This is a genomic window from Planotetraspora sp. GP83 (genome assembly GCF_041262585.1).
Classification (GTDB): Bacteria; Actinomycetota; Actinomycetes; order Streptosporangiales; family Streptosporangiaceae; genus JAOEGB01.
This window is the reverse complement of record NZ_JBGCBZ010000018.1, coordinates 138,365-163,421: the sequence shown is the minus strand read 5'-3', so window position 1 is coordinate 163,421 and position 25,057 is coordinate 138,365. Positions and strand designations below refer to the sequence as shown.

Sequence of the window (25,057 nt, the reverse complement as noted above, 5' to 3'; positions counted from 1 at the left end):
GACGCCCGGGAGCGGGCCTTGTCCGCCCGGACGTTCCGGACGTGCCGGGACGCGCCGCCCGCAGGCCAGTTGGTCCGACCTATCATCTCGGGGCGAACGCCGTACGCGACCGGCCAAGGTACCGCCCGCGCGGCAGGGACGAGCGTGAGGGAAGGCGCACATCCTCGACCGAGACGACGTGATGCCGGTCATTGGACCGCAAAGCCGCGCGAATAACCGATGAAGTCAGGCACCCGCCGCTGGCGTGGGGCCACGCTCACTTGTACTCGATGACGCGCCGGGCTGATCGACCGGAGGTCTTGACCGGAGTCTCCACTGTTGTAATCATCGGATCTCTGTACAGGCAGGCTTGCTGAAATTCATCCCCCCGGTCAGCCTATTGAGAGACGTTGCCCATGCGATTCGGATTGCGGCGCCGTGCCCGGCGTCGAGCATTGCCATCGGACCCCCGCCCACGCGGATGGCGCGCACTGTGCGCCGCCCTCGCCGCGACGGCGATCCTCGCCGGCGCCGTTCCCGCCGGCGCGGAGGTCGAGCATCCCCGGCAGCAGTGGCTGCGCAACTCCACGGCGGGCCTGTTCCTGCACTGGGGCATGTTCACCGCGCCGAAACACCTCGACTGCGCGCAGTGGGAGCATGACGTCACCGAGGGCGGATGGACCCCGGACTACTGGGTCGACGAGGCCACCAAGCTCGGCGCGTCGTACATCGTGCTGGCCACCTTCCACAGCAGGCTGGGCTACGCGCGGCCGTGGCCGTCGAAGATCCCGGGGAGCTGCTCCACGAAGCGCGACCTCCTGGGCGAGCTGGTCCAGGCAGGCAAGGCCAAGGGCGTCCACATCATCCTGTACATGACCGACGACCCCCAGTGGCACAACGAGCAGGGCGTCGAAACCCTCGACTCGGCCGCCTACTCGGCGTACAAGGGCAAGCAGGTCGATCTGACCACCCGCCCCGGCTTCGGCATGTTCAGCTATGACCTGTTCTTCGAGGTGATGGAGAACTACCCCGACCTGTCGGGGTTCTGGATCGACAACGACAACGAGTACTGGGAGCAGAACCACCTCTACGAGCAGATCCGCGAGAAGCGGCCGTCCTGGTTGCTGAGCAACAACAACGAGGACACCCCGATCATGGACACGGTCAGCAACGAGCAGAAGACCGGCATGACGCCGGCCTATGACTACCCGCAGGCCGCGTTCACGCCGCTGCCCCGGCTCACCGAGGCCGACTACAAGCTGCCCACCGTCGGCGACTGGTGGTACAGCGGCGGCGACTCCCCCGTCGACTTCCGCCTCAGCACCGGGCGCTACATCACCAACGCGGGCTCGTCGATGAAGTCCCTGATGGCCGAGACGCCGATGGTGAACGGCAGGTTCCCGCCGAGCCAGGAGCAGTTCAACGCGTTCATGGCCGGGTGGGTGCCGCCGATCAAGTCGTCGCTCCAGGGCACCGAGGGCGGCGGCTACATGTACGGCGGCATGCAGCCGGGCTTCTGGAACGACGGCGCCCACGGGGTCGTCACCGTCGAGCCCGGCGCCAAGGTGCAGTACGTCCACGTGGTGACCCCGCCGGCCACCAACGTGGTCCGCCTGCGTGACAACGGCTACCAGGTGACCCGGGTGTCCGATCTGCGGACGGGCGAGCGCATGCGGTTCAGCCAGTCCGGCGGTTACCTGACCATCCTCGATATCAGCAAGTGGGACACCTACGACACGGTGTTCAAGGTCGAGACGGCCGGGCAGCGCTACTTCCACTCCGGTCTCAAGGCGACCGCGTCGGCCTCCCGTGAGGGACACCCGGCGGGCAACCTGGTCGACGGGAGCTTCCAGAACTACTGGGACAGCGACGCGACGCTGCCGGTGTCCGTGACGCTCGACCTCGGCAGGCCGCGGGCGGCGACGTACCTCGCGGTCAACCAGCGGGAGTGGTCGCCGACGTACGCCCGCGAGACGTTCGGCCGGCCGGAGGACTCCGCCCGGATCAAGGACTACCGGGTCTACGTCAGCAACGACGGCAAGCGGTGGGGCGAGCCCGTCCGGACCGGCGCGATGAGGAGCGCCCGGGGTGTCCAGTTCATCGACATCGGCGAGCAGCACGCGCGCTACATCAAGCTGGAGGTCCTGAACACCTGGGGCGGCGCGCAGGCGCCGGTCTTCTACAAGCAGCTCCAGATCGACGAGATCAAGGTGGCGTACGACTACCCGCTGTCGCTCGGGGCGTCGGCGCCGCTGGAGGCGGAGTCGTGGCGGAACGCCCGCGACGGCCGGGTCCACCCCGGCCGGTGCGCGGCCTGCTCCGGCTCGCTCCAGGTCACGGGGTTCGGCGGCGGGACGCGCAACGCGCTCACCTACCGCGATGTGACGGTCGCGCAGGCCGGTGACTACCGGCTCCAGGTCGACTACACCGCCGCCGCCGACACGACGCTGTCGGTGAGCGTCAACGGCGCCGCGCCGGTCGACGTGGCGGTCGCCGGGGGCAACCCGGACGTCCCCGCCTCCACGGCGATCCCCGTACCGCTGCGCGCGGGGGCCAACACGGTCACGCTGTTCAGCAGGGCGGCCCGGGGACCGGGGATCGACCGCATCGCGGTCGCGCCGCTCCCGCCGGCGCCGTACGTGCCGAAGACGACGTTGACCGTCGACCCGGCGGGCCTCCAGTGGGTCAGCGCCGGTCAGCAGTCGATCAAGGTGTCGGCGACGCTGCGGCTGGACGCCGACGACGCGATCGACCAGGTCAAGCTGGCCCCGGTGGTGCCGCAAGGCTGGTCGGTCGACGGCCCCGCCGTGACGGCGGCCTCCATGCGGCTCGGGCAGACGCTGTCGGGCTCGTGGACACTGACCTCGCCGCCGGGGCAGAACGTCGGCTCGACGGACATCCCGATCACCGCGTCGTTCCAGACGCTCGGCCGGCCGGCCCAGGTCACCAAGCAGGTCGGCGTACGGCTGCGCCCGGCCGACCGGGTGTTCATGCGGGAGGCCGAGGACTCGCGCAACAAGATCGGCAGCGCGGGCGTCACGAGCTGCGGCAAGTGCTCGGGTGGCCAGAAGGTCCGCAACATCGGCGGCAGCCCGGAGGCCTACGTGCTGTTCGAGAACGTCGCCGTGGACACGGCCGGGCAGTACACGCTGTACATCGACTACACCGTCAACGGCCCCAGGTCGTATTTCGTCAGCGTCAACGGCGGAGCCCCGGTCGAGGTGAAGGTGAACGGCCAGGGCAACGCCACCCCGCAGACGGCGTCCATCCCGGTGACGCTCACCGCCGGCGCCAACACCGTGAAGATCTACAACGACGCGGAGGGGGCGCCCGACCTCGACCGGTTGTCGATCGGACAAGCCACGGGCTGACGGGGGCCGGAGCCGGTGATGAACAGAGAGGCCGGGACGGCGTGATCGTCGTCCTGGCCTCTCCGGCGAGAACGGCCGCCGCGTCGGCCGGCGGCCCGGCTTCTTAGGTCATCCGACGCAACCGCACGACTCTCAGTCGGATGACAGATGCCTCCGATTCAGGCGAAGACCTACCGTGATCTCTCGTCGGCGCCGCCCGGAGCGGCGCGTCTCCCCCACCTCGGCCTGAGACGGCCGGACGAGAGGTAACCATGTCAACCGGAATGCTTGGATCCATCGCGACGCGGTGGAAGCGCCTTGTCCTGATCGCCGCGGCCGCCATGCTGGCGTTCGCGATGGCGGGCGCCGCCTCCACGGCGAACGCGGCCACGGTCAAGACCAAGGCCAGGACCGCGAAACCGACGATCGTGTTCGTGCACGGCGCCTTCGCCGACTCGAGCGGCTGGAACGCGGAGATCGCCAAACTGCGGAGCCTCGGCTATCCCGTGATCGCCGCGCCGAACCCGCTGCGCGGCCTGACCGGCGACGCCGATTACGTCCGCTCCATCCTGCAGACCCTCAGCGGCCCGATCGTGCTGGTCGGGCACTCCTACGGCGGCGCGGTCATCACCAACGCGGCTCGCGGCGTGGCCAACGTGAAGGCACTCGTCTACGTCGGCGCCTTCGTCCCCGACAAGGACGAGACCGTCGGCAATGTGCTGGACCCGCAGAAGTACCCCGGCTCCCTGATCGGACCCGACACGACGATCGGCCGGCCGTTCCCGAACCCCGCCGCGCCGAACGGCGTGAACGTCGACGTCTACATCAAGCCCGAGAGCTTCCGGTCGGTCTTCGCCGGTGACGTGGCGGCGGGCACGGCGGCCCTGATGGCCGCGACCCAGCGGCCGCTGGCGTTCAGCGCCAACAACGACCCGTCCGGCGAGCCCGCGTGGAAGACGCTGCCGAGCTGGGACCTCATCACGCTCGCCGACCACGCCATCCCGCCGGCCGGTCAGCGGTTCATGGCGGAGCGCGCGCACGCCCACATCCGGACCGTGGACTCCTCGCACGCCGTGATGGTGTCGCACCCCGGCGCCGTGGTCGGGATCGTGCTCGACGCCGTCAGCCACGTCAGCTGACCGGCGGAGACCTCTGATCCGCACCGGGGGGCCGGGCCGCGCACGGCGGTCCGGCCTCCGGGCACACCTCGAAAGGAAGAACCAACGATGGATCTCGGACTGAGCGGCAGGGTGGCGGTCGTCACCGGAGCGAGCAGAGGGATCGGCCTCGCGGTCGTGCGGGCGCTGGCCGCCGAAGGCGTCCAGGTGGTCGCCGGGGCTCGCGGCGGCTCCCCCGAGCTGGACGAGCTGGTGAAGGCGGGCCAGGTGCGGCTCGTCCGGGTCGACCTCACCGAGGAGTCCGGTCCCGACCGGCTCGTACGGCAGGCGGGTGACCGGATCGACATCCTCGTCAACAACGTGGGCAGCGCGCCCGCCCGCACCGGCGGGTTCCTCGAGGTCACCGACGAGCAGTGGCAGGCGACGATCGACCTCAACCTGATGCCGGCCGTACGGACCACGCGGAGCGTCCTGCCGGTGATGCTCGCCGCGAGCCGGGGGTCGATCGTGAACATCGGGTCGGTCAACGCGACGCTGCCCGACCCCGCGGTGATCGACTACAGCGCCGCCAAGGCGGCCCTGGTCAACTTCTCCAAGGCGCTGTCCAAGGAGGTCGGCCCCAGGGGCATCAGGGTCAACACCGTAAGCCCGGGCCCGGTCGCGACCGCCCTGTGGCTGGGCGCGGGCGGGGTCGCGGACACGGTGGCCCGGGCGACGGGGATGAAGCCCGAGGAGGTCGTCGACCAGGCGGCGCACAGCTCCGTGACCGGCCGCTTCTCACAGCCGGACGAGATCGCGGACATCGTCCTGCTGCTCGCGAGCGACCGGTCGTCCAACGTCACGGGCGCCGATTTCACCGTCGACGGGGGTCTCATCCCGACGTGGTGACGGTCCCTTACTCACCGCGGCGGGCGACCCCACACGGTACGGCTCAGTGCGGCGACCGCTCTCCGCACCCGCTATCTCGCGATCTTCGAACTCCAGCTTGAGGCAGTGCGACGGCCGGCGCTGGCCTCAGCCCTCGCGGGCTTGCAGGACATGTCGACGCGACTCACCGCCGATCACCACGCCCGGCTCGGTCTCCCCATCCCCGTCGAGAGAATCCCCACCCCTGATCACCCTCTACGGTGGTGCGCTGTTCACCCTGGTGACCACACCACCCCAGCTCATCAGCAAGGATGCCGTCCGAAGCGTCGCCCATGCCATCGTGCGGGGCGCGTCACCCGAGAGCGCACAGCCGTGGCAAGTCGCTGACTTGTGAGCGCTGGCCAACTTCGACGACGCCAACCTGCGGTCCTCGGCCCTCCATGGACTTAAGAAAGATCTTGCGCACACCGAGTTCCCCGCCGCGCGGTGTCTCGGAAACGGACGACATTCAGCCCACCTCACCAGCGGCAATTAGGAGGCCCGTTCAGAGCTCAGGGTACGGCGAAGGGCCCAACGGCGGAGGGGGAGCGCCACACCGGCCCGTGCCGCCGATGACGGTGCCTGGATCAGTCGGTTGACTGAAGCGGACGCCATGACTGTCCCGGCACGCTTGGCTCATCGAGAATGTTCCCCAGCGAAACGGGCCACCACCATGACCAGCGCACCGATTCCCATCGTCTTCATCCACGGCCTGTGGCTGCACGCCAGCTCCTGGGCGCCGTGGGTCGACCTGTTCGAGGCCGCGGGCTACCAGCCGGTCGCGCCGGGCTGGCCGGGCGTCGCCGATTCCGTCGAAGCCGCCCGCGCCACCCCGGACGACATCGCCGACAAGGGCATCGACGACGTGGCCGGCCACTACGCGGCGATCATCGACAGGCTGCCGCGCCAGCCGATCCTGATCGGCCACTCCTTCGGCGGCATGATCGCCGAGAAGCTGCTCGGCATGAACTACGGGGCCGCCGCGATCGCCATCGACGCGGCGCAGATCAAGGGCGTGCTGCCGCTGCCCCTGTCGTCGCTGCGGTCGACCCTGCCGGTGTTCAGCAACCCGGCGAACAAGCACCGGGCGGTGTCCCTCACCGCCGAGCAGTTCCGCTACAGCTTCGGCAACGCGGTGAGCCCCGAGGAGTCCGACGCCCTCTACGAGCGTTGGACGATCCCGGCGCCGGGCAGGCCGCTGTTCGAGGCCGCGGTGGCGAACTTCTCCCTCCACTCGCCGGCGAAGGTCGACACCGGCAACAGCGAGCGCGGGCCGCTGCTGCTGATCATGGGCGGCCAGGACCACACGGTTCCGGAGGCCATCACCAAGTCGACGCTGAAGCAGTACCGCCACTCCGAGGCGGTGACCGATCTCGTCGAGTTCGAAGACCGCGGCCACTCGCTCACGATCGACAGCGGATGGCGGACGGTCGCCGACACCTGCCTCGACTGGCTGCGGAAGCAGGGACTTTGACAGCAATCACCGATCAAGCGAGGAGGTTTTCGATGGACACGATGATGGCGCTGCGAGCGCATACCCGGGGCGGCCCGGAGCAGCTGGTCTACGAGACCGCCCCCGTCCCCGTCCCGGGGCCCGGGGAGGTGCTCGTGGCCGTCCACGCGGCGGCGATCACCTTCACCGAGCTCCTGTGGGACAAGTCGTGGACCGATGAGCAGGGCGCGGACCGGACGCCGGTGATCCCCTCCCACGAGGTCTCCGGCGTCGTGGCCGCGCAGGGCCAGGGGGTCACCGACTTCGCCGTCGGCGACGAGGTCTACGGGCTCATCGAGTTCACCCGCGACGGCGCGGCCGCCGAGTACGTGACCGTTCCGGCCGACGCCCTGGCGCACAAGCCCCGCACGGTGTCGCACGTGGAGGCGGCCGCGCTGCCGCTCGCCGCGCTCACCGCCTGGCAGGCGCTCGTCGACCACGCCCGCCTCACGTCCGGTGAGAAGGTGCTCGTGCACGGCGGGGCCGGCGGGGTGGGCGTGTACGCCGTGCAGGTGGCCGCGAGCCTCGGGGCCCAGGTCGTCGCCACCGATCTTCCCGTGCACACCGGCATGGTGAAGGACCTCGGGGCCGAACGCTTCATCGACATCACCACCGAGGCGTTCGACGAGACCACCTCCGGGCTCGACGTCGTCCTCGACACCGTCGGCGGCGCGACCCTGGAGCGCTCGTACGGCGTGCTCCGCCCGGGCGGCCGCCTGGTCACGCTCGGGGCCCCGCCGTCATCGGAACTGGCCGGCAAGCACGACGTCAACGCGATGTTCTTCGTCGTACGGCCCGACCGCCCCGAGCTGGCCCACATCGCCACGATGGTGGACGGCGGCCTGCTACGGCCGGTCGTCAGCCAGACGTTCCCCCTCGCCGAGGGGCGGACCGCCTTCCTGAGCGGCAAGCAGCCGCACCCGCCCGGCAAGACCATCCTCGTCGTCCGCTGAGCATGCCCGGTTTAGCCACCTTCACCATGGTCTGAGAACATTTCCGGGTGAGCGCGGGGCTTACCCTCTACGGGCGGGAGCGGGAAACGCGCCTCCTCGACCGGTTACTGGACCGTTCACTGGATGGAGTCCACGGGCGAGGCGGCGCGCTGGTGCTCCGGGGCGACGCCGGCATCGGCAAGTCCTCCCTGCTGGCGGCGGTGCGCGAAGGGGCGCCCGAGCGGGGTTTCGAGATCCTGAGCACGACCGGTGTCCAGGCGGAGGCGCACCTCCCCTTCGCCGGGCTGCACCAGCTTCTCCAGCCCGTCCTGAAAGGCGCCGACCGGCTTCCCGGACCACAGCGCCGGGCCCTGCTCGCCGCCTTCGGGATGGCCGACTCGGCCGCGCCGGACCTGTTCCTGATCGCCCTGGCCGCCCTCGAACTCCTCGCCGAGTCGGCGGCGCGCGCACCGCTGCTGCTGATCGTCGAGGACGTCCAGTGGCTGGACCAGCCCACGTGCGACGCGCTGGCCTTCGTCGCCCGGCGGCTGGCGGCAGAGCCGGTCATCATGCTGGCCGCTCTCAGGGACGGGTTCGACAGCCCCCTGGTCAACTCGGACCTGGACGAGCTGGTTCTCGGTGGGATCGACGACGAGGCGGCGGGCGCGCTGCTGGACGCTCGCGCGCCGGGCCTGCCCACGGCGGCCCGGGAGCGGGTGATCAAGGATGCGGCCGGCAACCCGCTCGCGCTGGTGGAGCTGCCCGGCGTGCTGGCAGGGCAGGCCGGGGGGCCGGTCCTACTCCCCGAGGTGCTCCCGCTGACCGCGCGGCTGGAGCGGGCCTTCGCGTCGCGGGTGGCCGGCCTGCCGGACACCACCCGGATGGTGCTGCTCGCCGCCGCGGTCAACGACACCGAGGACCTGCCCGAGATCCTGGGCGTGGCCTCCGTCCTCTGCCAGACGACGGCGCCCGCGGAGGCGGTCGAACCCGCGATCGACGCGGGCCTCGTCGACATCGGCGGTGTCACGAACCTCCGGTTCCGGCATCCGCTCGTGCGCTCCGCGATCTATCACACCGCGCCCGGGCATCGGGTCCAGCAGGCGCATGCGGCACTGGCGACGCTCCTGGCCGACCAGCCGGACCGCCGCGCCTGGCACCGCGCCTCGGCGACCGTGCTGCCCGATGAGGAGGTGGCGCTGGAGCTGGAGCAGGCGGCCCGCCGGGCCCGCCGGCGTGGCGCCGTAACCGTGGCCGTCACCGCCCAGCAGCGGGCGGCCGAGCTCACCCCCGACCCGCGACGTCGCGGAAGCCGCCTGCTGGACACCGCCGAGATGGGCTACGAACTCGGGCGGCAGGCTCTGTCAGACCGCTTGCGGCGGGAAGCCGAGGCGTTGCCGCTGAGCCCGCGGGACCGCACCCGTGCGGTCTGGCTCCGTGGCGCGTTCGACGACGGCACGCCCGGCGACGCGGCCGGTCTGCGGGAGCTGGTCGCCCTCGCCGACGACGCCAGGGCCGGCGGCGACACCGACCTCGCCCTGCAGTTGCTGGTCAGAGCGGCGCGACGCTGCTGGTGGGGTGACTTCGAGCCCGCCGTCCGCGTGGAGGTGGTCGCGGCCGGCGCCCGGATGGGCGCCGCCGAGAGCGATCCGCGGCTGCTCGCGATCCAGACCGTCCCGGATCCGGCCGGGCGGAGCCCGGCCGTCGCCGACCGCCTTTCCCGGTGGGATCCGGGCGAGACCACCGATCCGGCCGACGCGGTGGTGCTCAGCATGGCGGCGTTCGCGACCGGCGATTTCGAGCGCTGCCTGATGTTTCTCGCCGGCCCGATCGACCACCTCCGCGAGCAGGGTCGCCTCGGCCCGCTGGCCCGGGCGCTCGTCCTGCGGGCGAGCAGCGCGTGGCACCTCGGGAACCTGAGCGTCGCCAGGCAGGCGGCGCAGGAGGGCCGCCGGCTCGCGGAGGAGACGGCCCAGCCGGTGTGGGCCGCTTCCGCGATGGCGTGGGAAGCGCTCGTGGCGGGGGTGCGGGGCGAGCACGAGACCGCCGAAGAGCTCGCCGACGAGGCCGAGCGGTGGGCATCGGCCACCGGCAACACCGCCCTGCTGAGCAACGTGCAGCTGGCGCTGGGCGTCATCGCCCTGGGCAGGGAACAGTACGCCGCCGCCTTCCAGCAACTGCTGCGCCTCTTCGACCCCGGCGACCCCGCCTATCACCACGTCCAGCGGTTCTGGGCCATCGGATACCTCGCGGAGGCCGCGTTCCGCGGCGAACGCCGCGACAGGGCTCGGGCGGTGCTGGCCGAGCTCGAGCCGCTGGCCGCGCTGACGACGTCGTCCGGGATAGGCCTGGGCATGCGGTTCGCCCGCCCGCTTCTGGCCGACGGCTCCGGCACCGAGGCGCTCTTCACCACCGCGCTCGAAGCGGACGTGAGCCGCTGGCCGTACCACCAGGCCCGCCTGCACCTGGCGTACGGCGGGTGGCTCCGGCGGCAGCGGCGCGTGGCCGAGTCACGGGCTCCGCTGCGGGCGGCGATAGCGGCGTTCGACAGCCTCGGGGCCGTCCCGTGGAGCGAGCGGGCCCGCCGGGAGCTGCGCGCCGCCGGTGAGACGAGCCGGACCCGCGACTCCGCCGGGTGGGATCTGCTGCTCTCGCCACAGGAGCTTCAGATCGCGCAGCTGGCCGCGGAGGGTCTCTCCAACCGGGAGATCGGGCAGCGGCTGTTCCTGTCGCACCGCACCGTCGGGTCGCATCTCTACCGCATCTTCCCGAAGCTGGGCATCACGTCGCGGACGCAACTGCGGGGAGTGGCGAGAGACACACCCGATTAATTGGAATCTAAGCCTCCAATTTGTTAGCGTCATGGTGTGCGACTCACGAAGTTCACCGACCTGTCCCTGCGCGTCACTATGCGCCTGGCGGTCGCGAAGCAGGGGACGACCCTCACCACCCGGCAGGTGGCCGAGGCGATGGCCATCTCGTACACGCACACGGCCAAGGCGATCGCCCGGCTCCAGCACCTCGGGGTGGTGGAGGCCCACCGGGGGCGCGGCGGCGGCCTGGCGCTGACCGGTTTCGGCCGCTCGGCGTCACTCGGCTGGCTGGTCCGCGAACTGGAAGGCGAAGAGGAGGTCGTCGCCTGCGAGGGCGAGACCCCCTGCCCGCTGCGGGCCGCCTGCCGCCTGCGCGGCGCGCTGCGCCAGGCCCAGCAGGCCTTCTACGCCTCCCTCGACCGGCTCACAGTGAACGACCTGGTCACCTCGCCGACCGGACCGGTGCTGCTCGGCCTCAGCTGATCGGAGGCACATGGCGAGTCATCGTTCACAGGGATAAATATGAAGATCACATATCAATTTGGAGGAATCATGCTCTCCCAGGAATCGAGCGCGATCGTCCGCGCGACCCTGCCCGTGGTCGGCGCCGCCATCGAGGACATAACCGCGCGCTTCTACGGCTCGATGTTCGCCGACAACCCGGAACTGCTGCGCAACCTGTTCAACCGGGGCAACCAGGCCAACGGCGAGCAGCGCAGCGCGCTGGCGGGCTCGATCGCCGCCTTCGCCACGATCCTGGTGGAGCGCCCGGACGACCGGCCGGACACGATGCTGGCCCGAATCGCCAACAAGCACGTCTCGCTGAGCATCACGCCCGACCAGTACGAGCTGGTCCACAAGTACCTCTTCGCCGCCATCGCCGACGTCCTCGGCGACGCCGTCACCCCTGAAGTGGGGGCGGCCTGGGACGAGGTCTACTGGCTGATGGCGAACGCGCTGATCGCCCTGGAGGCGGACCTCTACCGCGAATCGCACGAGGGATGGCTCCAGGCGACCGTCGCCGAGCGGCGGGCCGAGACGCCGGACGCGGTCTCCTTCACCCTCCGGCCCCAGATCCCCCTGCCCTTCAAGCCCGGCCAGTACATCAGCGTCGCGGTCACCCTGCCCGACGGCGCCCGGCAGATCCGGCAGTACAGCCTGTCCCGCGCCCCCGAGCGGGGTGACTGGCGGATCACCGTCAAACGGGTGCGCGGCGCCGCCGCCCCGGACGGGGAGGTGTCGAACTGGCTGCACGCGAACGTCCGTCCCGGCGACGTGCTGACGATCTCGGCGCCCTTCGGCGACCTGACGCTGCCCCCGGGGGACACTCGACTGCTCCTCGCCTCGGCCGGGATCGGCGCCACGCCCATCCTGTCGATGGTCGACCACCTGGCGACCACCGAGTCCACGCGACGGGTCACCGTCATCCACGCCGACCGCGCCCCGGCCGACCACCCTCACCGAGAGGAGCTCAAGCACCTCGTCGACGGCCTCCCCGGCGGCACCCTGCACCGGTGGTACGAGGAAGTCCACGGGTGCGCCTGCGACCCGGCGCCCAACGTCGGCCAGGTGGACCTCGCCCGGATCGAACTGCCGGAGCGGTTGGTCGCCTACCTCTGCGGGCCGGTGCCGTTCATGCGGAGTGTCCGCTCCCAGCTGCTCCGGCGCGGGGTGCCCGCCTCGGACATCCACTACGAGGTGTTCGGTCCCGACCTCTGGCTCGGCCAGGACTGAGACCCGATCCGCTCAGCGGCGCAGGGCCCACTCGACGCCGGGGCAGCGGTCCATGACGACGTCGAGGCCGGCGTCCAGCGCTCGCTGGGCGGCGGCCTCGTCGACGACGTCCAGAGGCAGCCATACGGCTCCCACCCCGGCGGCGATGGCCTCGTCGACGACCGCCCCGGCGAACTCCGGCCTCCGGTAGACGCCGACCACGTCCACCGGGCCCGGCACCTCCGCGAGGGTCGCGTAACCCTGCTCTCCGAGGACGGTCTCAGCCGACGGGTGCACCGGCACGATCCTCTTGCCGCGCCCCTGAAGCAACCGGGCCTGGTCGTAGACGGTCCGGGTCGGGTTGTCGGCCAGGCCGACGAACGCCCAGGTGCGCGACTCCTCGAGCAGCCGCTTGATGACATTGCGATCCGCGAAGCGATCTCCCATGCCTCGTTGCAACACCGCGGGGCTCTCGCGTCATCCGCGTGATCATGCAGATGTTCCCGCACGCACTGTCCTGCCTGGCGCTTTGCGCGGCGTCTTCATGCACGTGTTCCCGCAGGCACCGTCCTGCCTGGCGCTTTGTGCAGCGTGATCATGCATGACGAGGGTGCGCCCGGCGGACGGACACCGCGTGATCACAAACGGTGTCGGCGCTGATCAGACCGCGTACGGCGGAATCCATGCATGATCACGATCCGGCGAACCCACGTCCCCCAGCTTCCCGGGAAACCCTGCGTGATCACGGCGACGGTTAGGGCCGGCCGTCACGGTGTGGCGAGCGCCTCGGTGGGCGGCATCCGGGCCGCGCGGACCGCGGGATAGAACCCGGCCACTCCCCCGATCACCAGCGTCGCCAGCACACCGCCCGCCATCGCCCAGACCGGGACGATGGACGGCCAGCCCTGCGAAGTGGCGTAGGCCGCTGTCACGCCGATGCCGAGGACCACTCCCCCGATCCCGCCGATCGCCGACAGCAGCAGCGACTCGGCGAGGAACTGCAGCCGGATCTGCCCCCGGGTGGCGCCCAGCGACCGGCGCAGGCCGATCTCGGCGCGGCGTTCCAGCACCGAGATCACCATCGTGTTGGCCACGCCGACCCCGCCGACCAGCAGGGCGACGCCGCCGAGCCCCAGCAGCAGCGCGTTCAGCGTCGCGTCGGTGGCCTGCTTGGCGGCGAGCGCGTCCGAGGGGCGGGAGACCTCGACCTCGTTCGGGTTCTCCGGGTTGGCGGTGGCCGCCAGCACGTCTCGCACCGCGACCACGTGCCGCTCCTCAGCCCTCGTGTAGACGGTCGTGGGATATCCGTCGAAGCCCAGCCGTTTCTCCGCGACCGGCCAGCCGACGAGGGCGGAGGTGTCCAGCTCCGGGGCGAGCGGCACGGGGGCGAGCACGCCGACGACGGTGAACCACTGCCCGCCGAGCCACACCCGCTGGTCGGGTCCGGCCCCGGCGACGCCGAGCCGGTCGGCGGCCCTGGACCCGAGGACCACGGCCGGGTAACGGTGGGTGGCCTCGTTCAGCCAGGCGCCGCCGGCGACGGTGGCGCCGACGCCCTTCAGCAGGTCGAGCCGGGCCGCCTGGACCGAGATGCTGCCGGTCTGGCCTTCGGGGATGTGGTCGTTGCGGTAGACCTTGGCGCTGGTGCTCCCGATGGCGGTCACCGACGTGACCGGCGCGATCTGGCCGATCATGCCCTCCGCCTCGGCCGGGAGGTGGGAGCCCTCGCCGAAGAGCGTCTGGCCCGGCGAGACCTTGAGCAGGTTGGTGCCGAGGGCGGACAGCTGCCGGTTGAGGTCCTCCTGGCTGGAGGCGGAGATGCCGACCACGCCGAGCATCGCGGCGATGCCAATGGCGATGCCGAGCGCGGACAGGAACACCCGCAGCGGCCGGGCCCGCAGGCCCGCCCCGCCGACCCGGACCACGTCGCCCGGGCTGAGCCTGGCCGGTGCGAGCCGTACGGCGCGCGGCGGTTCCGGAGTGGTCAGCATGCCGGCACCCGCTCCCTCTGTGCCCGATCCCTTTGGGAGTCGTCGACCACGCGGCCGTCGAGCATCCCGATCTGCCGGGGCAGGCCGGCCGCGATGTCCCGGTCGTGCGTGATGACCACGACGGTGGTGCCGCCCTCATGGAGCTCGCGGAGCAGCGTCATCACCCCGGTGCCCGACGCCGAGTCGAGGTTGCCGGTGGGCTCGTCGGCGAGGAGCAGGTCGGGCTCGCCCACCACCGCGCGGGCGATCGCCACGCGCTGCCGCTCGCCGCCGGAGAGCTCGTGCGGGCGATGGGTGAGCCGATGGCCGAGCCCCACCCGGCGCAGCGCCTCCTTCGCCCGCCTGCGCCGCTCGCGGATGGAGACGCCCGAATAGAGCAGCCCGTCCGCCACGTTGTCCAGGACCGGCACCCCGGACGCCAGATGGAACTGCTGGAAGACGAAGCCGATCGTGGTGGCGCGCAGGGCCGACAGCTCCTTGTCGGAGAGCCGCGCCACGTCGCGGCCCGCGATCCGCACGGTTCCGCTGGTGGGGCGGTCCAGCGTGCCGATCATGTTCAGCATCGTGGACTTGCCGGAGCCGGACGGCCCGACGATGCCGACGAGCTCGCCGTACCGGACGGTCATGCTCGCTCCGCGCAGGGCGGCCACGTCACCGCCGTAGACCTTGCTCACGTCCCGCAGCTCCACGATGCCCCCTCCCTCCTCGCTCATTTGGGGACCACCACGGTCGCGCCTTCGTCGGCTCCGGTCACCTCGACCTCGCCGTCGGCGAACATCCCGGTCTTCACCGGCACGTAGCGGGTGGCGGGGCCCTCGACGACCTGCACGCCGTACCCGCCTTCGGCGAGCGCCACCAGGGCGCCGACCGGCACGGCGAGCACGTTCTCACGCCGCGCGGAGACGATCGTGACCTCCACCGGCGCGGTGTCGTACGTCCTGAGCCTCTTGTCGTCGCGGACCGAGATGACGACCTCGATCGTGGTCGTGGTCTCATCCTGCGTGCTGCTCTGGGTCGCCACCTTGCCGATGCTCGTTACGGTGCCGCGCACTGTGGCGCCGTCCGGCAGCTCGACGGTGGCTTTCAGGCCCTTTCGCACCAGATGCCGGTCGGCGACGTCGAGGGCGACCGTCACCTCGCGAGTGGCGCCCGTGTAGGTGAGCACGGGGCCGTTCGCCTGGGCGCCGAGCGCGGTCTTGAGCTCCGCCACCCGCAGACGGCCGTCGTGCACGACGACGTCGGCGGGCTCGACCCGGCCGGTGACCTCCAGCCCCAGGTCGTCCTGCCACTGCTCGACGGCTTCCCGGGTGGCCGAGGTGAACTCGTCGTCCACGGTGAAGCCGTCGTACCCGAGCTTGGCCAGGTTCTCCTCCAGCAGCTTGACGTCCCGTCCCTCGACGCCGTTCTGGAGGACGCGGTAGAGGGGCGTACCCCCATAGAGGAGGGGCACGCGATGGGCGTCGGCGCTGTAGACGGCGTGGCCACGGGTGATCGCCGAGCCGGGCGACGGAAGCCAGGTGATCGTCCCCTGCCCCCGCCCAGTTACGGTGGCGGTGTCGCCGAAGCCGAGGGTGCCGTCGACGGTCTTGGTCTCGGTCAGCGTCGTCCGGACGACCTTGGCGGTCGCCGGGGGCGTCCGCTGGGCGACGGCCGCTCCGGTGTCTCCTCCCACGCCGATCGCCGCGGCGGCCACGGCGGCGGCGAGCAGCGCGGCGCCACCGGTCACCCCGACGAGCTTCACCGCCCTCACTTGGGGACTCCGATCGGGCCCATCTTGTCCCTGCATACCTCCATGGCCTTCTTCAACTTGGGGTCGTCCGGCTTGATCTTGCTGTTGGGGCCGCCGATCCTGATGCCGATGCCGCCGCCGCTGAAGTCCGGGTCGGGCATGTCGACGCCGTTGTCCCGCATGCACTGCGCGAACGCGCGTGCCTTCTCCTGCTGCTCGGGAGTCATCTCGCGCCCCTTCTGGCCGAACGGGGACAGGCTGCGGCAGGCCTGCATCGCCTTGTCGACCTTGGAAGGGTCGCCCTTCGCGTCGACGCGGATCTTGACCCCGCCACCGCCGTCGGAATCCGGGTCGGGCATGTCGACGCCGTGGTCCCGCATGCACTGGGCGAACTTCCTGCCCTGCTCCTCGGGATCCACCGAGGCGGTCGGACCGGCGCTCGCCTGGGCGGTGGTCCCGGTGGTCCCGGTGGTCCCTGTAGTCCCGGCGCCCTTGACCGAGGCGACCCCCGCCGTGTCGTCCTGCTGTCCGCATCCGGCGGCGAGCGCGAGGAGCGCCACCGCCACAAGTGTCCTTCTCATGGGACCGATGCTGGTGAACGCTGATCGGAACGAGCCCGGAGCTACCTCGGAGCACCCTCGGAGTCCGGTCTCGGGGTGATCTCGTGCGGGGACGTCCGCAAGGGCAGCAGGACCCGGAAGGCGGCCCCGGAGCCGGAGGCCGTGCGCAGCTCGACCCGGCCACCATGGGCCTTGACGATCGCGGCCACGATGGCGAGCCCGAGCCCCGCACCGCCATCGGCCCGGGAGCGGCTCTCGCTGACCCGGTAGAGGCGCTCGAAGACGCGCGGCGCGTGCTCGGCCGGGATCCCCGGCCCGGTGTCGCGCACCTCGAACACGCCCAACGGCTCCGGCCGGCCCGCGCCGACGGCGGCCGTCGGGAAGGTGTCGGCCGTGCCTGTGCCCACCCGGACCGTGATCTTCGCGTCCGGCGGGGTGTGCGCGAGGGCGTTCGCGACGAGGTTGGCGGCGACCTGCCGCAGCCGCGACTCGTCGCCGAGCACCACGACCGGGCTCAGTGAGGAGCCGAGCCCGGCCAGCCGTACCTGCCGGTCGGGGACGCGGGCGCGGGCGTCGCGGATCGTGTCGGCGGCGATCTCCAGGAGGTCGGCCGGGCGGGCCTCCAGGGGCCGTTCCTCGTCGAGGTCGGCCAGCGCCAGCAGGTCGTTGACCAGCACCCCCATCCGGGTGGCCTCCTCCTCGATCCTCCGCATGGTCTCGTCCATCGGAGGCCCCGGCGGGGTCCCTCCCCTGCGATAGAGCTCGGCGAAGCCGCGGACCGAGGTCAGCGGGGTGCGCAGCTCGTGCGAGGCGTCCGCGAGGAAGCGGCGCATCCGCGCCTCCGACTCGGCCCGCGCGGCGATCTCCCGCTCCACCCGGTCGAGCATCACGTTCATCGCGATGCCCAGGCGGCCGGGCTCGGTGTGCGGGTCGGCCTCCGGCACGCGGCGGCTGAAGTCGCCGGCGGCGATGTGCCCGGCCGTCTCCTCGATCCTGGTCAGCGGGCGCAGGCCGAGCCGTACCAGAGCGGCGGCGGCCAGGCCCAGCAGGAGGAGCACGCCGGCCATGACCCCGCCGTCGATGGCGAGCAGCCATCTCTGGATGGCCTCGACCTCGGCGAGCGACGCCGTCATCACGACGGCTCCGCCGTCGGGCAGGTCGACCGCCATGACCCGCCACGACGGCCCGTCCGTGCCCGGCACCGTGTACGGCTCGCCCTTCCGCATCTGATCGTACGGCCCGAGATCCGGCCGGTTGCCCGGTGCCGACGGAAACTCGCCGGCCAGCTTCCCCTGAGATGTGAACAGGAAGATCTGCCTGTCTCCGACGATCCGCGCGACGACCTTCTTCTCGAACGGCAGGACCGTGACTCCTCTCCCCTCCGGCAGGGGGAACGGCAGGGGCTGGGTCATCGAGGCCATCTGGGTGGTCGCGCGGAGCTGCTCGTCCAGCCGGTCCAAGAGGTAGTCCCGCAGCAGACCCAGGCCGGCCGCGTTGGCCAGCACCAGCGCGACGCCGGTCAGCGCCACCGCGGCGACCACCAGCCGCGTGCGGACCGTCCACTGGTCCGGCCCCCTCACGCGTCGCCCCCGCGCGGCAGCCGCAACGTGTAGCCGACCCCGCGCACGGTATGGATCAGCGGCGGATCCCACTTGTCGATCTTCTTGCGCAGGTAGTAGACGTAGGACTCGACGATGCTGGAGTCGCCGTCGAAGTCGTACCGCCACACGCTGTCCAGGATCTGCGCCTTGCTCACCACCCGCCCGGCGTTGGCGAGCAGGTAGGCCAGCAGGTTGAACTCCGTCGGCGACAGGTCCACCAGTTCCCCGGCCCGCCGCACCTCGTGCGCGTCCGGGTCCAGCCGCAGGTCGGCATAGGTGAGCAGGTTGCCGTTGTGCGGCTCCGCCACCCGGCTGCGGCGCAGGATGGCCCTGATCCGCAACACGACCTCCTCCAGGCTGAACGGCTTGGCGACGTAGTCGTCCGCGCCGATGCTGAGCCCCTGGACCCGGTCCTCGACCGTGTCCCGCGCGGTCAGGAACAGCACCGGCACCTCGCCGAGCCGCCGCGCCACCTCGAACCCGTCGAGATCGGGCAGCATCACGTCGAGGACCACGATGTCGGGCTCGAACTCCCTGGCCACGGTCAGCGCCCGCGACCCGCTCTCGGCCGTTCTCACGTCGAAGGACACCAGGCGCAACGTCTGCGAGAGCAGGGCGCGGATGTTCGGCTCGTCGTCGACGACGAGCACCTTGGCCATGGGACTGGGGGGCCGTTCCATGACTCCTGGTCTACCGGACGTTCCTCAATGCCCGCTCAAAGCCTCGGCGTCCGCTCAGCGCGCGGCGGTTCCCGGAGGGCGGTGAGGAGGGCGAGCGGTGTCGCGGCAGCCGGCTACCGGGGGGCCCGCGGGGCTATTGGGCTGGCGGGGCGAAACGGACCGTCTGATCCCGGACACGGTCGTCGAGGTCCGCCTGGAGCAGGTCGTTGTCCACGCCCGGCTCGCCGGGCACGAGCGACTCCTCGGCCCCGTCGACCTCCGCGGCTTCGGGCACCCAGCCGCCGGTGTCCGCACCGCCCCAGCGTTCCGGGCACGACGCCGGCAGAGAGCGCGACCCGTCAGCGGATCGCGTGACCAGTACGGCTGCCGCGCATACGGCTGCCACGGTGACGGCGATGCCGAACAGGGAGAGAATCCTCACACCGCTGAGACGTCACTCAGGCCCGATCGGTTCGATCCGGAACCCCAACTGGCTGTACAGCTCCAGCTGGTCGTAGTACTCCCTGTGCGTGGTGATCTTGCCGTTCTCGACGTGGGCCGCGCAGGATCCGCGGACGGCGATATGTCTGCCGGTTCCCTCGACCACGTCCCCGCCGGGGAGAAGAAGGGGCCCGCTATGAGTGCCGGTGAGCGTCCATTCGGTGACCGCGGGATCGGCGCAGGCGACCTTGTACCAGGTCGTGACCCGCAGATCGGCGAAAGCCTTGAAGTACTGCTCGTAGAACCAGGCGATCTGCTCAAGACCCTCCGCCACGCCCACCGGGGTCACCAGAACGGCGTCCGCCCTGTAATACTCCAGCATTCGGTGCAGATCGTGTTCGTTCAGCGAGTTATACAGTCGATCTTTTACATCCCACGCAGTGAGCATGCTGACCCCCCTTTACCTCGGCAACGCTACCCGCCGCCATCAGCCTCCTACCAGACTTATCGCGACAAACCATGACATATAGCAATGCTATCCACGCTACATGACACCCTATAGCGCATGATTTGCGCGCTCGGGGCGTTCGACGCCCTCCAGGAATGCCTACCTATGCTATAGGTGTTAGTGTAGCGGTATGGTACGCGATCAACGTGAGATCCCCGTCCGCGACCGGTTGCTGCTCGCCGGCGTCCAGTTGCTGGAGAAGGCCGGCGGGGGCGACGTGTCCACACGCGCCGTCTGCGATCTCGCCGGCGTGCAGGCGCCGACGCTGTATCACCACTTCGGCAGCAAGGAAGGCCTGCTCGACGCGGTCGTGAGCCACGGGTTCCGCCAGTTCCTGGCGGCCCGCCGCGATCAGGCCTCGGCGTCGGCGGACCCCATCGAGGAGATCCGGCAGGGCTGGGACATCCACGTCGAGTTCGGGCTCCAGCATCCGGCGTCCTACGCGCACATCTACGGCCGAGTCGAGCGCGGCAAGCGCTGCGGCGTCGTGGCGGAGGTGGAGGCCATGTTGCTGCAGGCGTTGGCGCCCGCCGCGCGACAGGGCCGCCTGGCGGTCACGCCGGCCGACGCCGCCGCCGAGGTGCTCGCGGCCAGCAGCGGCGTGATCCTCACCTTGATCACCCAGCCGGAGGACGCGGTCGACCCGGGGCTGTCCACGAGAGTGCGCGACGCGATCCTCGACTCGATCACGACCGGTAGCACGAGCCCCGTGTCCAGCGGCGGAGAGGTCACCACGGCGTCCGCCGCGATCGCGCTCGCCTCCACGCTGGAGGACGCGCCGACAGTTCTCAACGACGCGGAGACCGCCCTGCTACGAGACTGGCTGGGCCGTATCGCCAGCCCGGCGAGCTCCGGCGCACGCATATAACACCGCGCACAACACCACATAAACGGCGCACACCACCGGCCCCTGCCATACCCTCCCCCACCGGTTTTCAGGGCTGGTTTCAGGGCCGGTTTTCAGGTACGGCGCCACACCCGCGACATGTCGGCCGGTGCGGACCCACCGGATGACGTGGCCGACGCGGCCGCGTGGCAGGCGCCGTAGCCGTCGGCGCGGGTGACGATCCGGCCCGACTCGATGCGGACGGCCGTCTCGGTGGCGTCGCTGACGGCGGGCACGCCGGCCGCCGCGGCGAGGGCGCCCGACTCGTCGCAGACCAGTTGCAGGCGCGGCCACGCCCACCGGGGGAAGGCCTGGCGCAGGCCGACGCACAGGTCGGCGATGGTCAGCCGCGCCAGAGGCACCAGCTCGCCGGGAGCGCCGGTGACGAGGACGGCGGTGACCGTGGCGCCGGGCGGCGCGCCCCGCACCGCCTCCTCGGCGGCGGAGAGCCGGTGCGTCCCGAGGACCACCACCACGCCGTCGCCCGTGAGCCGCGCGGCCTCCCCCCGGATCAGGTCCACCGCGGGCGGCGGAGACCACGGATCGTCGGCCGGTCGCGCCTGCGGGACGATGGGCGGGGGTGGCCACCGGTCCCCCAGGTCGAGGTCCGCGAGCCGCTCACAGGCGCTGACGACGTTGAAGGGCTCGATGAAGCCCGGCGCGGCGGCCGCCATCTGGCTCGCGCCGTACAAGGTGGTGAGCGCCGTCTCGGCCACGCGCACGAGGCGGCCATCGGGCGTCTTGGGCGGCGACAGGCGCTCCATGGCCAGCCCGAGCAGGATCGCGTCGAGCCTCATCAACTGCGCGAACGGTCGCCGCATCCGCTCGTCGGCGAGGACTTCGGGGATCAGGTCCACGCCGAGCCGGCCCGAGCCGTGCTTCTCGTCGGTGGCGAGCGGGAGCCGGGCGACCCACGATCGAGCCAGCGCGCCGAGCGCCTCCCGGGCGGTACGGCCGGGCTCGGAAGATTCGGCGAGTGCCCGCTCGGACGCACGCTCGGCCAGGTCGGCCAGCACGGCGAAGTAGAGCGCCCGCTTGCCGGGGAAGTTGGAGTAGACCGCGCCGCGGGTGAGCTCCGCGCGCTCGGCGATGCTGTCGATCTTCGCGTCTCGGAAGCCGTGCTCGCTGAACTCGTCCCTGGCCGCGGCCAGCACCTTTGCGCGGTTGCGCTCCTGCAGCTCCGCCCGGGTGAGCCGGCCCATCGTCCTCCTCGTTGCGATCGGTCCCGAGCTCAAGATATCGTGACCATTCAAATGATGAGATCATCTGTTAGCACCATCCGAAATGCCGTCCGAGACGTGGAGTGTTCATGACCGGCCCCAGCAGCGACGTCCCCGAGATCGACCTGACCGGCGCCGACGTGCTGCGCGACCCCTTCACCGCGTACGGGCGGGCCCGCGAGCGCTCCCCGCTGGCGCGGCTCCTCTCCCCGGGTTTCGGCCCGATGTGGGCCGTGACGCGGCACGAGGAGGCCAGGGCGATGCTGAGCGACCCTCGGTTCGAGCTCAACGCCGCCAGCTTCATGCGACCCGCCGTACCCGACGACTGCCTGCCGTACATGCGGACCATGGCGGAGATGGACGGGCCGGAGCACACGCGGCTGCGCGGGCTGGTGTCGCCCGCGTTCTCCGCGCGCCGCGCCGCCGAGTTCAGGCCACGGGTCGAGCCGATCGTGGAGAGCCTGCTCGACGACCTGCCGGACCACGCCGAGGGCGGCTCGGTGGACCTGCTGCGGCACTTCGCGCGGCCGCTGCCGATCGAGGTGATCTGCGAGCTGGTCGGCATTCCCGATTCCGACCGCCCGCGATGGCGGGAGTACGGCGCGGCCGTCGCGGCGGGATGGGGCCAGGGGTTCGCCGAGGCCATCCCGGGCATCATGGAGGGCGCCAAGGCGGCGGTGGCGCGCCGGAGGGCCGAGCCCGGCGACGACCTGCTCTCCGACCTCATCCGCGCCCAAGCCGAAGACGGGGACCGGCTCGGCGACGCCGAGATGGTCACGCTGGTCTGGCACCTCGTCCTCGCGGGGCAGACGCCCACGCACCTCATCGCCAACGCCGTGGCGGTCCTGCTCGCCCACCCCGGGCAGCTCGACGCGCTGCGCGACGACGGCGGCCTCATGCCCCGCGCCGTCGACGAGCTGATGCGCTGGTGCGGACCGCAACTGCTGACCATCCCCCGCTACGCGCGGGAGGATGCCGAGGTGGGGGGCGTGCTGGTCCGCAAGGGCGAACCCGTCACCGTCGCGATCGCCTCCGCCAACCGCGACCCGCGCGCGTTCGCCGACCCCGAACGGCTGGACATCACCCGGCCGTTGGCATCGCCGGGACATCTCGGATTCGCCCACGGCCCGCACTTCTGTCTCGGGGCCTCGCTGGCCCGCGCGCAGACCGAGGTCGCGCTCACGGCACTGCTGCGCCGCTTCCCCGGCCTCGCGCTCGCCGTGTCCCCTGAGGACATTTCCCTGGAGGGGATGCGCGCGCCCGACCCCGGTGGCTGGCGCCTGACGTCCCTGCCCGTGACCCTCGGGACGTTCTGACGCGGCACGCACCGGCGCCGGGGGCGGGCCACGACTCAGCGGTCGCGGGAGCGCCGGGCCCGGTAGGCGGTCGCCTTGGCGCGGTTCTGGCAGGACAGATCGCAGAACCGCCGCGAGGCGTTGCGGGTGGTGTCGTAGAAGACCCGATCGCACTCGTTGGCCGAGCACCTGCCGAGCCTGGCGCCACGACCCGCGCCGATGATCATCGCGATGCTCGTGGCCATGTCGGCGATGTACGAGTCCACCGGGCCCTGGCCGACCGCGTGGAAGGCCAGCACCAGCGGGAGTCCGGGCCGGCCGTGAAGATTCGGCATGGCGTGGTGCGCCGCGAGCAGATCGTTCAGCACGTCGGCGGCGCCCAGGACGTCGCCGTCCACACACGCGTCGATCGCGGCCCGGAGCCGTCGCACCGCGGCCGCCAGCACTGCGGCGCCGTCGGGGCCGAAGGCCGCCGCGTGGAGGCCGTCATGTGCCGACAGCGCACGCCGGATCACCTCCAGCTGATCGGTCCCGGGGCTCGGCGGCTCGACGTGCTGGCCGTGCGCGCGTTCGGTGGCCAGGTCGTTCACCAGCCGGAGGGCGAGCGCGGCGAACTCGGCCACGTAACTATCAAAAGTCTGTTGACTAGTGATGGCGGTCGCATCTATCGTCACTGGCATATCGTAACTAGACAGTGAGGAAAGGGAGACCCCCCGATGCCGGTGGCGGCCGTTCTGATGTCCGGGGGTTCTTCGCCTCATCCGCCGGGCGTGAGGTCACGGGGCCGAACCGCTTCATCGCGATCCTGTGGCTCGGCGCCGCCTCGCTGGCCGTGGGCGTCATCGCCCTCGGCGTCGGCCTTCTCACGGCCTGAGCCCGGGGCAGTGCCCCGTGCGCCGCGAGCGACGATGGATCTAATGTGTGCGCTCATGGACCTAACTGGCATAGTCACCCCCGACCGGCCCCTCCTCGTGCTCGCCGTCAAGGAGGAGGCCCAGTTCTTGGACCGCTTTGTGGACCTCGGCCTGCCGGTGCTGCTGACGGGCATGGGCAAGGTGAACGCGGCGTCCTCGCTCGCGACCGTCCTGGGCCGGGGCCCCCTGCCCTCGTCGGTGATCAACCTCGGCACGGCCGGGGCGCTTCGGCCCGGCTGGTCCGGCACCCATGAGGTCGGCACGGTGCTCCAGCACGATCTGGACACGGACATGCTGCGCGGCCTCACCGGGGAGACCTACGGGGCGCCGTTGACGCTGTCCCCCGGCGGCCCCGTCCTCGCCACCGGGGATGTCTTCGTCTCCGACGAGGCATCGCGGGACCGGCTCGCCGCACGCGCCGATCTGGTCGACATGGAAGGGTACGCCCTGGCCTCCGTCGCGAGCCAGGCTGGAGTCCCCATCCGTCTCGTCAAACACGTCAGCGACGACGCGGGAGACGGCGCGGCCAGGAGTTGGCGGGAGTCCGTGGCGGGCTGCGCCCGTGCGCTGGCCGCCTGGGCCACCTCCCACCTGGCCGGTGACAGGTGATTTGAGGGGGAGGTTATGGTGGACCGATGGTGTTCGATGAGGATTGGTCGACCTCCCCTTTAACGTGGCTCGATGAGACGATGGGGGCCCAGCTCGTCCGGGCCTCCGGCGATCCGGGGCTGCTCGCGGCGGTCGACCAGCACGCCGCCGCCGTGCGAGACGCGATCACGCTGGACCGGGAGGCGCTGGGCGACTACCTCCTGGGCTTCCTGGACGAACTTCGCGAAACCGGCTGGACGTACGCCGGTGACGGCGACTTCGCGGAGATCCGGCTGACGGCGATCTGCTGGCTCGCACGCGAGTCGGGCTTCCTCACTGACGAACTGCCGGCGTGAGCCGGCGGC

Annotated in this window: 24 protein-coding genes and 1 pseudogene; 14 read left to right on the top strand and 11 right to left on the bottom strand. The window is 71.3% G+C overall.

Translation table 11 applies throughout. The features are described 5' to 3' along the window. Positions 1–434 precede the first annotated feature (434 nt). The 9 genes and pseudogenes from ABH927_RS24340 (at position 435) to ABH927_RS24300 (ending at position 12,321) form a co-directional block, all read left to right on the top strand. On the top strand, positions 435–3,350 hold the full coding sequence (locus tag ABH927_RS24340; RefSeq protein WP_370024898.1) for a CBM35 domain-containing protein: 2,916 nt from the start codon (positions 435–437) through the stop codon (positions 3,348–3,350). A gap of 263 nt (positions 3,351–3,613) precedes the next feature. After that, positions 3,614–4,468 carry an alpha/beta fold hydrolase gene (locus ABH927_RS24335; protein ID WP_370024880.1) on the top strand — a complete coding sequence of 285 codons (855 nt, stop codon included), beginning with the start codon at positions 3,614–3,616 and terminating at the stop codon, positions 4,466–4,468. An 87-nt stretch (positions 4,469–4,555) separates the two neighbouring features. Next, positions 4,556–5,335 carry an SDR family NAD(P)-dependent oxidoreductase gene (locus ABH927_RS24330; protein ID WP_370024869.1) on the top strand — a complete coding sequence of 260 codons (780 nt, stop codon included), beginning with the start codon at positions 4,556–4,558 and terminating at the stop codon, positions 5,333–5,335. Between the two features lie 63 nt (positions 5,336–5,398). Continuing rightward, positions 5,399–5,701 (top strand): annotated as a pseudogene (locus ABH927_RS24325) (hypothetical protein); the annotation flags it as partial. A gap of 325 nt (positions 5,702–6,026) precedes the next feature. Further along, complete coding sequence (locus tag ABH927_RS24320; RefSeq protein WP_370024866.1) at positions 6,027–6,827, top strand: alpha/beta hydrolase; 801 nt, start codon at positions 6,027–6,029, stop codon at positions 6,825–6,827. Between the two features lie 32 nt (positions 6,828–6,859). Further along, positions 6,860–7,798 (top strand): NADP-dependent oxidoreductase, encoded by a 939-nt coding sequence (locus tag ABH927_RS24315; protein WP_370024862.1) that lies wholly within the window; start codon positions 6,860–6,862, stop codon positions 7,796–7,798. Between the two features lie 47 nt (positions 7,799–7,845). Then, positions 7,846–10,605 carry an AAA family ATPase gene (locus tag ABH927_RS24310; RefSeq protein ID WP_370024858.1) on the top strand — a complete coding sequence of 920 codons (2,760 nt, stop codon included), beginning with the start codon at positions 7,846–7,848 and terminating at the stop codon, positions 10,603–10,605. A 36-nt stretch (positions 10,606–10,641) separates the two neighbouring features. Then, complete coding sequence (locus ABH927_RS24305) at positions 10,642–11,070, top strand: Rrf2 family transcriptional regulator (RefSeq protein WP_370024854.1); 429 nt, start codon at positions 10,642–10,644, stop codon at positions 11,068–11,070. A 69-nt stretch (positions 11,071–11,139) separates the two neighbouring features. Then, on the top strand, positions 11,140–12,321 hold the full coding sequence (locus tag ABH927_RS24300; RefSeq protein ID WP_370024848.1) for a globin domain-containing protein: 1,182 nt from the start codon (positions 11,140–11,142) through the stop codon (positions 12,319–12,321). A 12-nt stretch (positions 12,322–12,333) separates the two neighbouring features. Here ABH927_RS24300 and ABH927_RS24295 read toward each other — a convergent pair whose 3' ends face one another. The 9 genes from ABH927_RS24295 to ABH927_RS24255 form a co-directional block, all read right to left on the bottom strand. Next, positions 12,334–12,747 (bottom strand): CoA-binding protein, encoded by a 414-nt coding sequence (locus ABH927_RS24295; RefSeq protein WP_370024843.1) that lies wholly within the window; start codon positions 12,745–12,747, stop codon positions 12,334–12,336. Between the two features lie 320 nt (positions 12,748–13,067). After that, positions 13,068–14,291: an ABC transporter permease gene (locus tag ABH927_RS24290; protein WP_370024838.1), complete on the bottom strand. Its 1,224-nt coding sequence runs from the start codon at positions 14,289–14,291 to the stop codon at positions 13,068–13,070. Continuing rightward, positions 14,285–15,004, bottom strand: coding sequence for an ABC transporter ATP-binding protein (locus tag ABH927_RS24285; protein WP_370024832.1), 720 nt, complete (start codon positions 15,002–15,004; stop codon positions 14,285–14,287). Before ABH927_RS24285 ends, ABH927_RS24290 begins: the two co-directional genes overlap by 7 nt. Continuing rightward, positions 15,001–16,041 (bottom strand): peptidoglycan-binding protein, encoded by a 1,041-nt coding sequence (locus ABH927_RS24280; protein WP_370024826.1) that lies wholly within the window; start codon positions 16,039–16,041, stop codon positions 15,001–15,003. The genes ABH927_RS24285 and ABH927_RS24280 overlap by 4 nt, the downstream gene beginning before the upstream one ends. Then, positions 16,038–16,601: a hypothetical protein gene (locus ABH927_RS24275; RefSeq protein ID WP_370024822.1), complete on the bottom strand. Its 564-nt coding sequence runs from the start codon at positions 16,599–16,601 to the stop codon at positions 16,038–16,040. Before ABH927_RS24275 ends, ABH927_RS24280 begins: the two co-directional genes overlap by 4 nt. Before the next feature lie 41 nt (positions 16,602–16,642). Then, positions 16,643–18,160 (bottom strand): sensor histidine kinase, encoded by a 1,518-nt coding sequence (locus tag ABH927_RS24270; protein WP_370024817.1) that lies wholly within the window; start codon positions 18,158–18,160, stop codon positions 16,643–16,645. Further along, positions 18,157–18,861: a response regulator transcription factor gene (locus ABH927_RS24265; protein WP_370024802.1), complete on the bottom strand. Its 705-nt coding sequence runs from the start codon at positions 18,859–18,861 to the stop codon at positions 18,157–18,159. Before ABH927_RS24265 ends, ABH927_RS24270 begins: the two co-directional genes overlap by 4 nt. A gap of 133 nt (positions 18,862–18,994) precedes the next feature. After that, the gene (locus ABH927_RS24260; RefSeq protein WP_370024798.1) at positions 18,995–19,282 is read right to left on the bottom strand and encodes a hypothetical protein; all 288 of its coding nucleotides are present in this window, start codon (positions 19,280–19,282) and stop codon (positions 18,995–18,997) included. Between the two features lie 12 nt (positions 19,283–19,294). Next, positions 19,295–19,729 (bottom strand): ester cyclase, encoded by a 435-nt coding sequence (locus ABH927_RS24255; RefSeq protein ID WP_370024793.1) that lies wholly within the window; start codon positions 19,727–19,729, stop codon positions 19,295–19,297. Between the two features lie 190 nt (positions 19,730–19,919). Here ABH927_RS24255 and ABH927_RS24250 point away from each other — a divergent pair, with 190 nt between their 5' ends. After that, complete coding sequence (locus ABH927_RS24250) at positions 19,920–20,657, top strand: TetR/AcrR family transcriptional regulator (protein ID WP_370024790.1); 738 nt, start codon at positions 19,920–19,922, stop codon at positions 20,655–20,657. Between the two features lie 92 nt (positions 20,658–20,749). On the opposite strand, the gene ABH927_RS24245 is transcribed toward ABH927_RS24250, so the two are convergent. Further along, complete coding sequence (locus ABH927_RS24245) at positions 20,750–21,877, bottom strand: TetR/AcrR family transcriptional regulator (protein WP_370024785.1); 1,128 nt, start codon at positions 21,875–21,877, stop codon at positions 20,750–20,752. A 107-nt stretch (positions 21,878–21,984) separates the two neighbouring features. Here ABH927_RS24245 and ABH927_RS24240 point away from each other — a divergent pair, with 107 nt between their 5' ends. Beyond that, the gene (locus tag ABH927_RS24240) at positions 21,985–23,211 is read left to right on the top strand and encodes a cytochrome P450 (RefSeq protein WP_370024780.1); all 1,227 of its coding nucleotides are present in this window, start codon (positions 21,985–21,987) and stop codon (positions 23,209–23,211) included. Positions 23,212–23,246: 35 nt separating this feature from the next. Here ABH927_RS24240 and ABH927_RS24235 read toward each other — a convergent pair whose 3' ends face one another. Further along, a complete protein-coding gene (locus tag ABH927_RS24235) occupies positions 23,247–23,864 on the bottom strand; it encodes a CGNR zinc finger domain-containing protein (protein ID WP_370024778.1) in 618 nt (205 codons plus the stop codon). A 20-nt stretch (positions 23,865–23,884) separates the two neighbouring features. Between ABH927_RS24235 and ABH927_RS24230 the strand changes: the two genes are divergently transcribed. From ABH927_RS24230 to ABH927_RS24220, 3 genes are read left to right on the top strand one after another with little or no spacing between them, the layout of a single operon-like run. Then, positions 23,885–24,064, top strand: a complete 180-nt coding sequence (locus ABH927_RS24230) for a hypothetical protein (protein WP_370024773.1) — start codon at positions 23,885–23,887, stop codon at positions 24,062–24,064. A 55-nt stretch (positions 24,065–24,119) separates the two neighbouring features. Continuing rightward, on the top strand, positions 24,120–24,713 hold the full coding sequence (locus tag ABH927_RS24225) for a nucleosidase (RefSeq protein ID WP_370024767.1): 594 nt from the start codon (positions 24,120–24,122) through the stop codon (positions 24,711–24,713). Positions 24,714–24,739: 26 nt separating this feature from the next. Then, on the top strand, positions 24,740–25,048 hold the full coding sequence (locus ABH927_RS24220) for a DUF6401 family natural product biosynthesis protein (protein ID WP_370024765.1): 309 nt from the start codon (positions 24,740–24,742) through the stop codon (positions 25,046–25,048). The last annotated feature ends 9 nt before the right edge of the window (positions 25,049–25,057 follow it).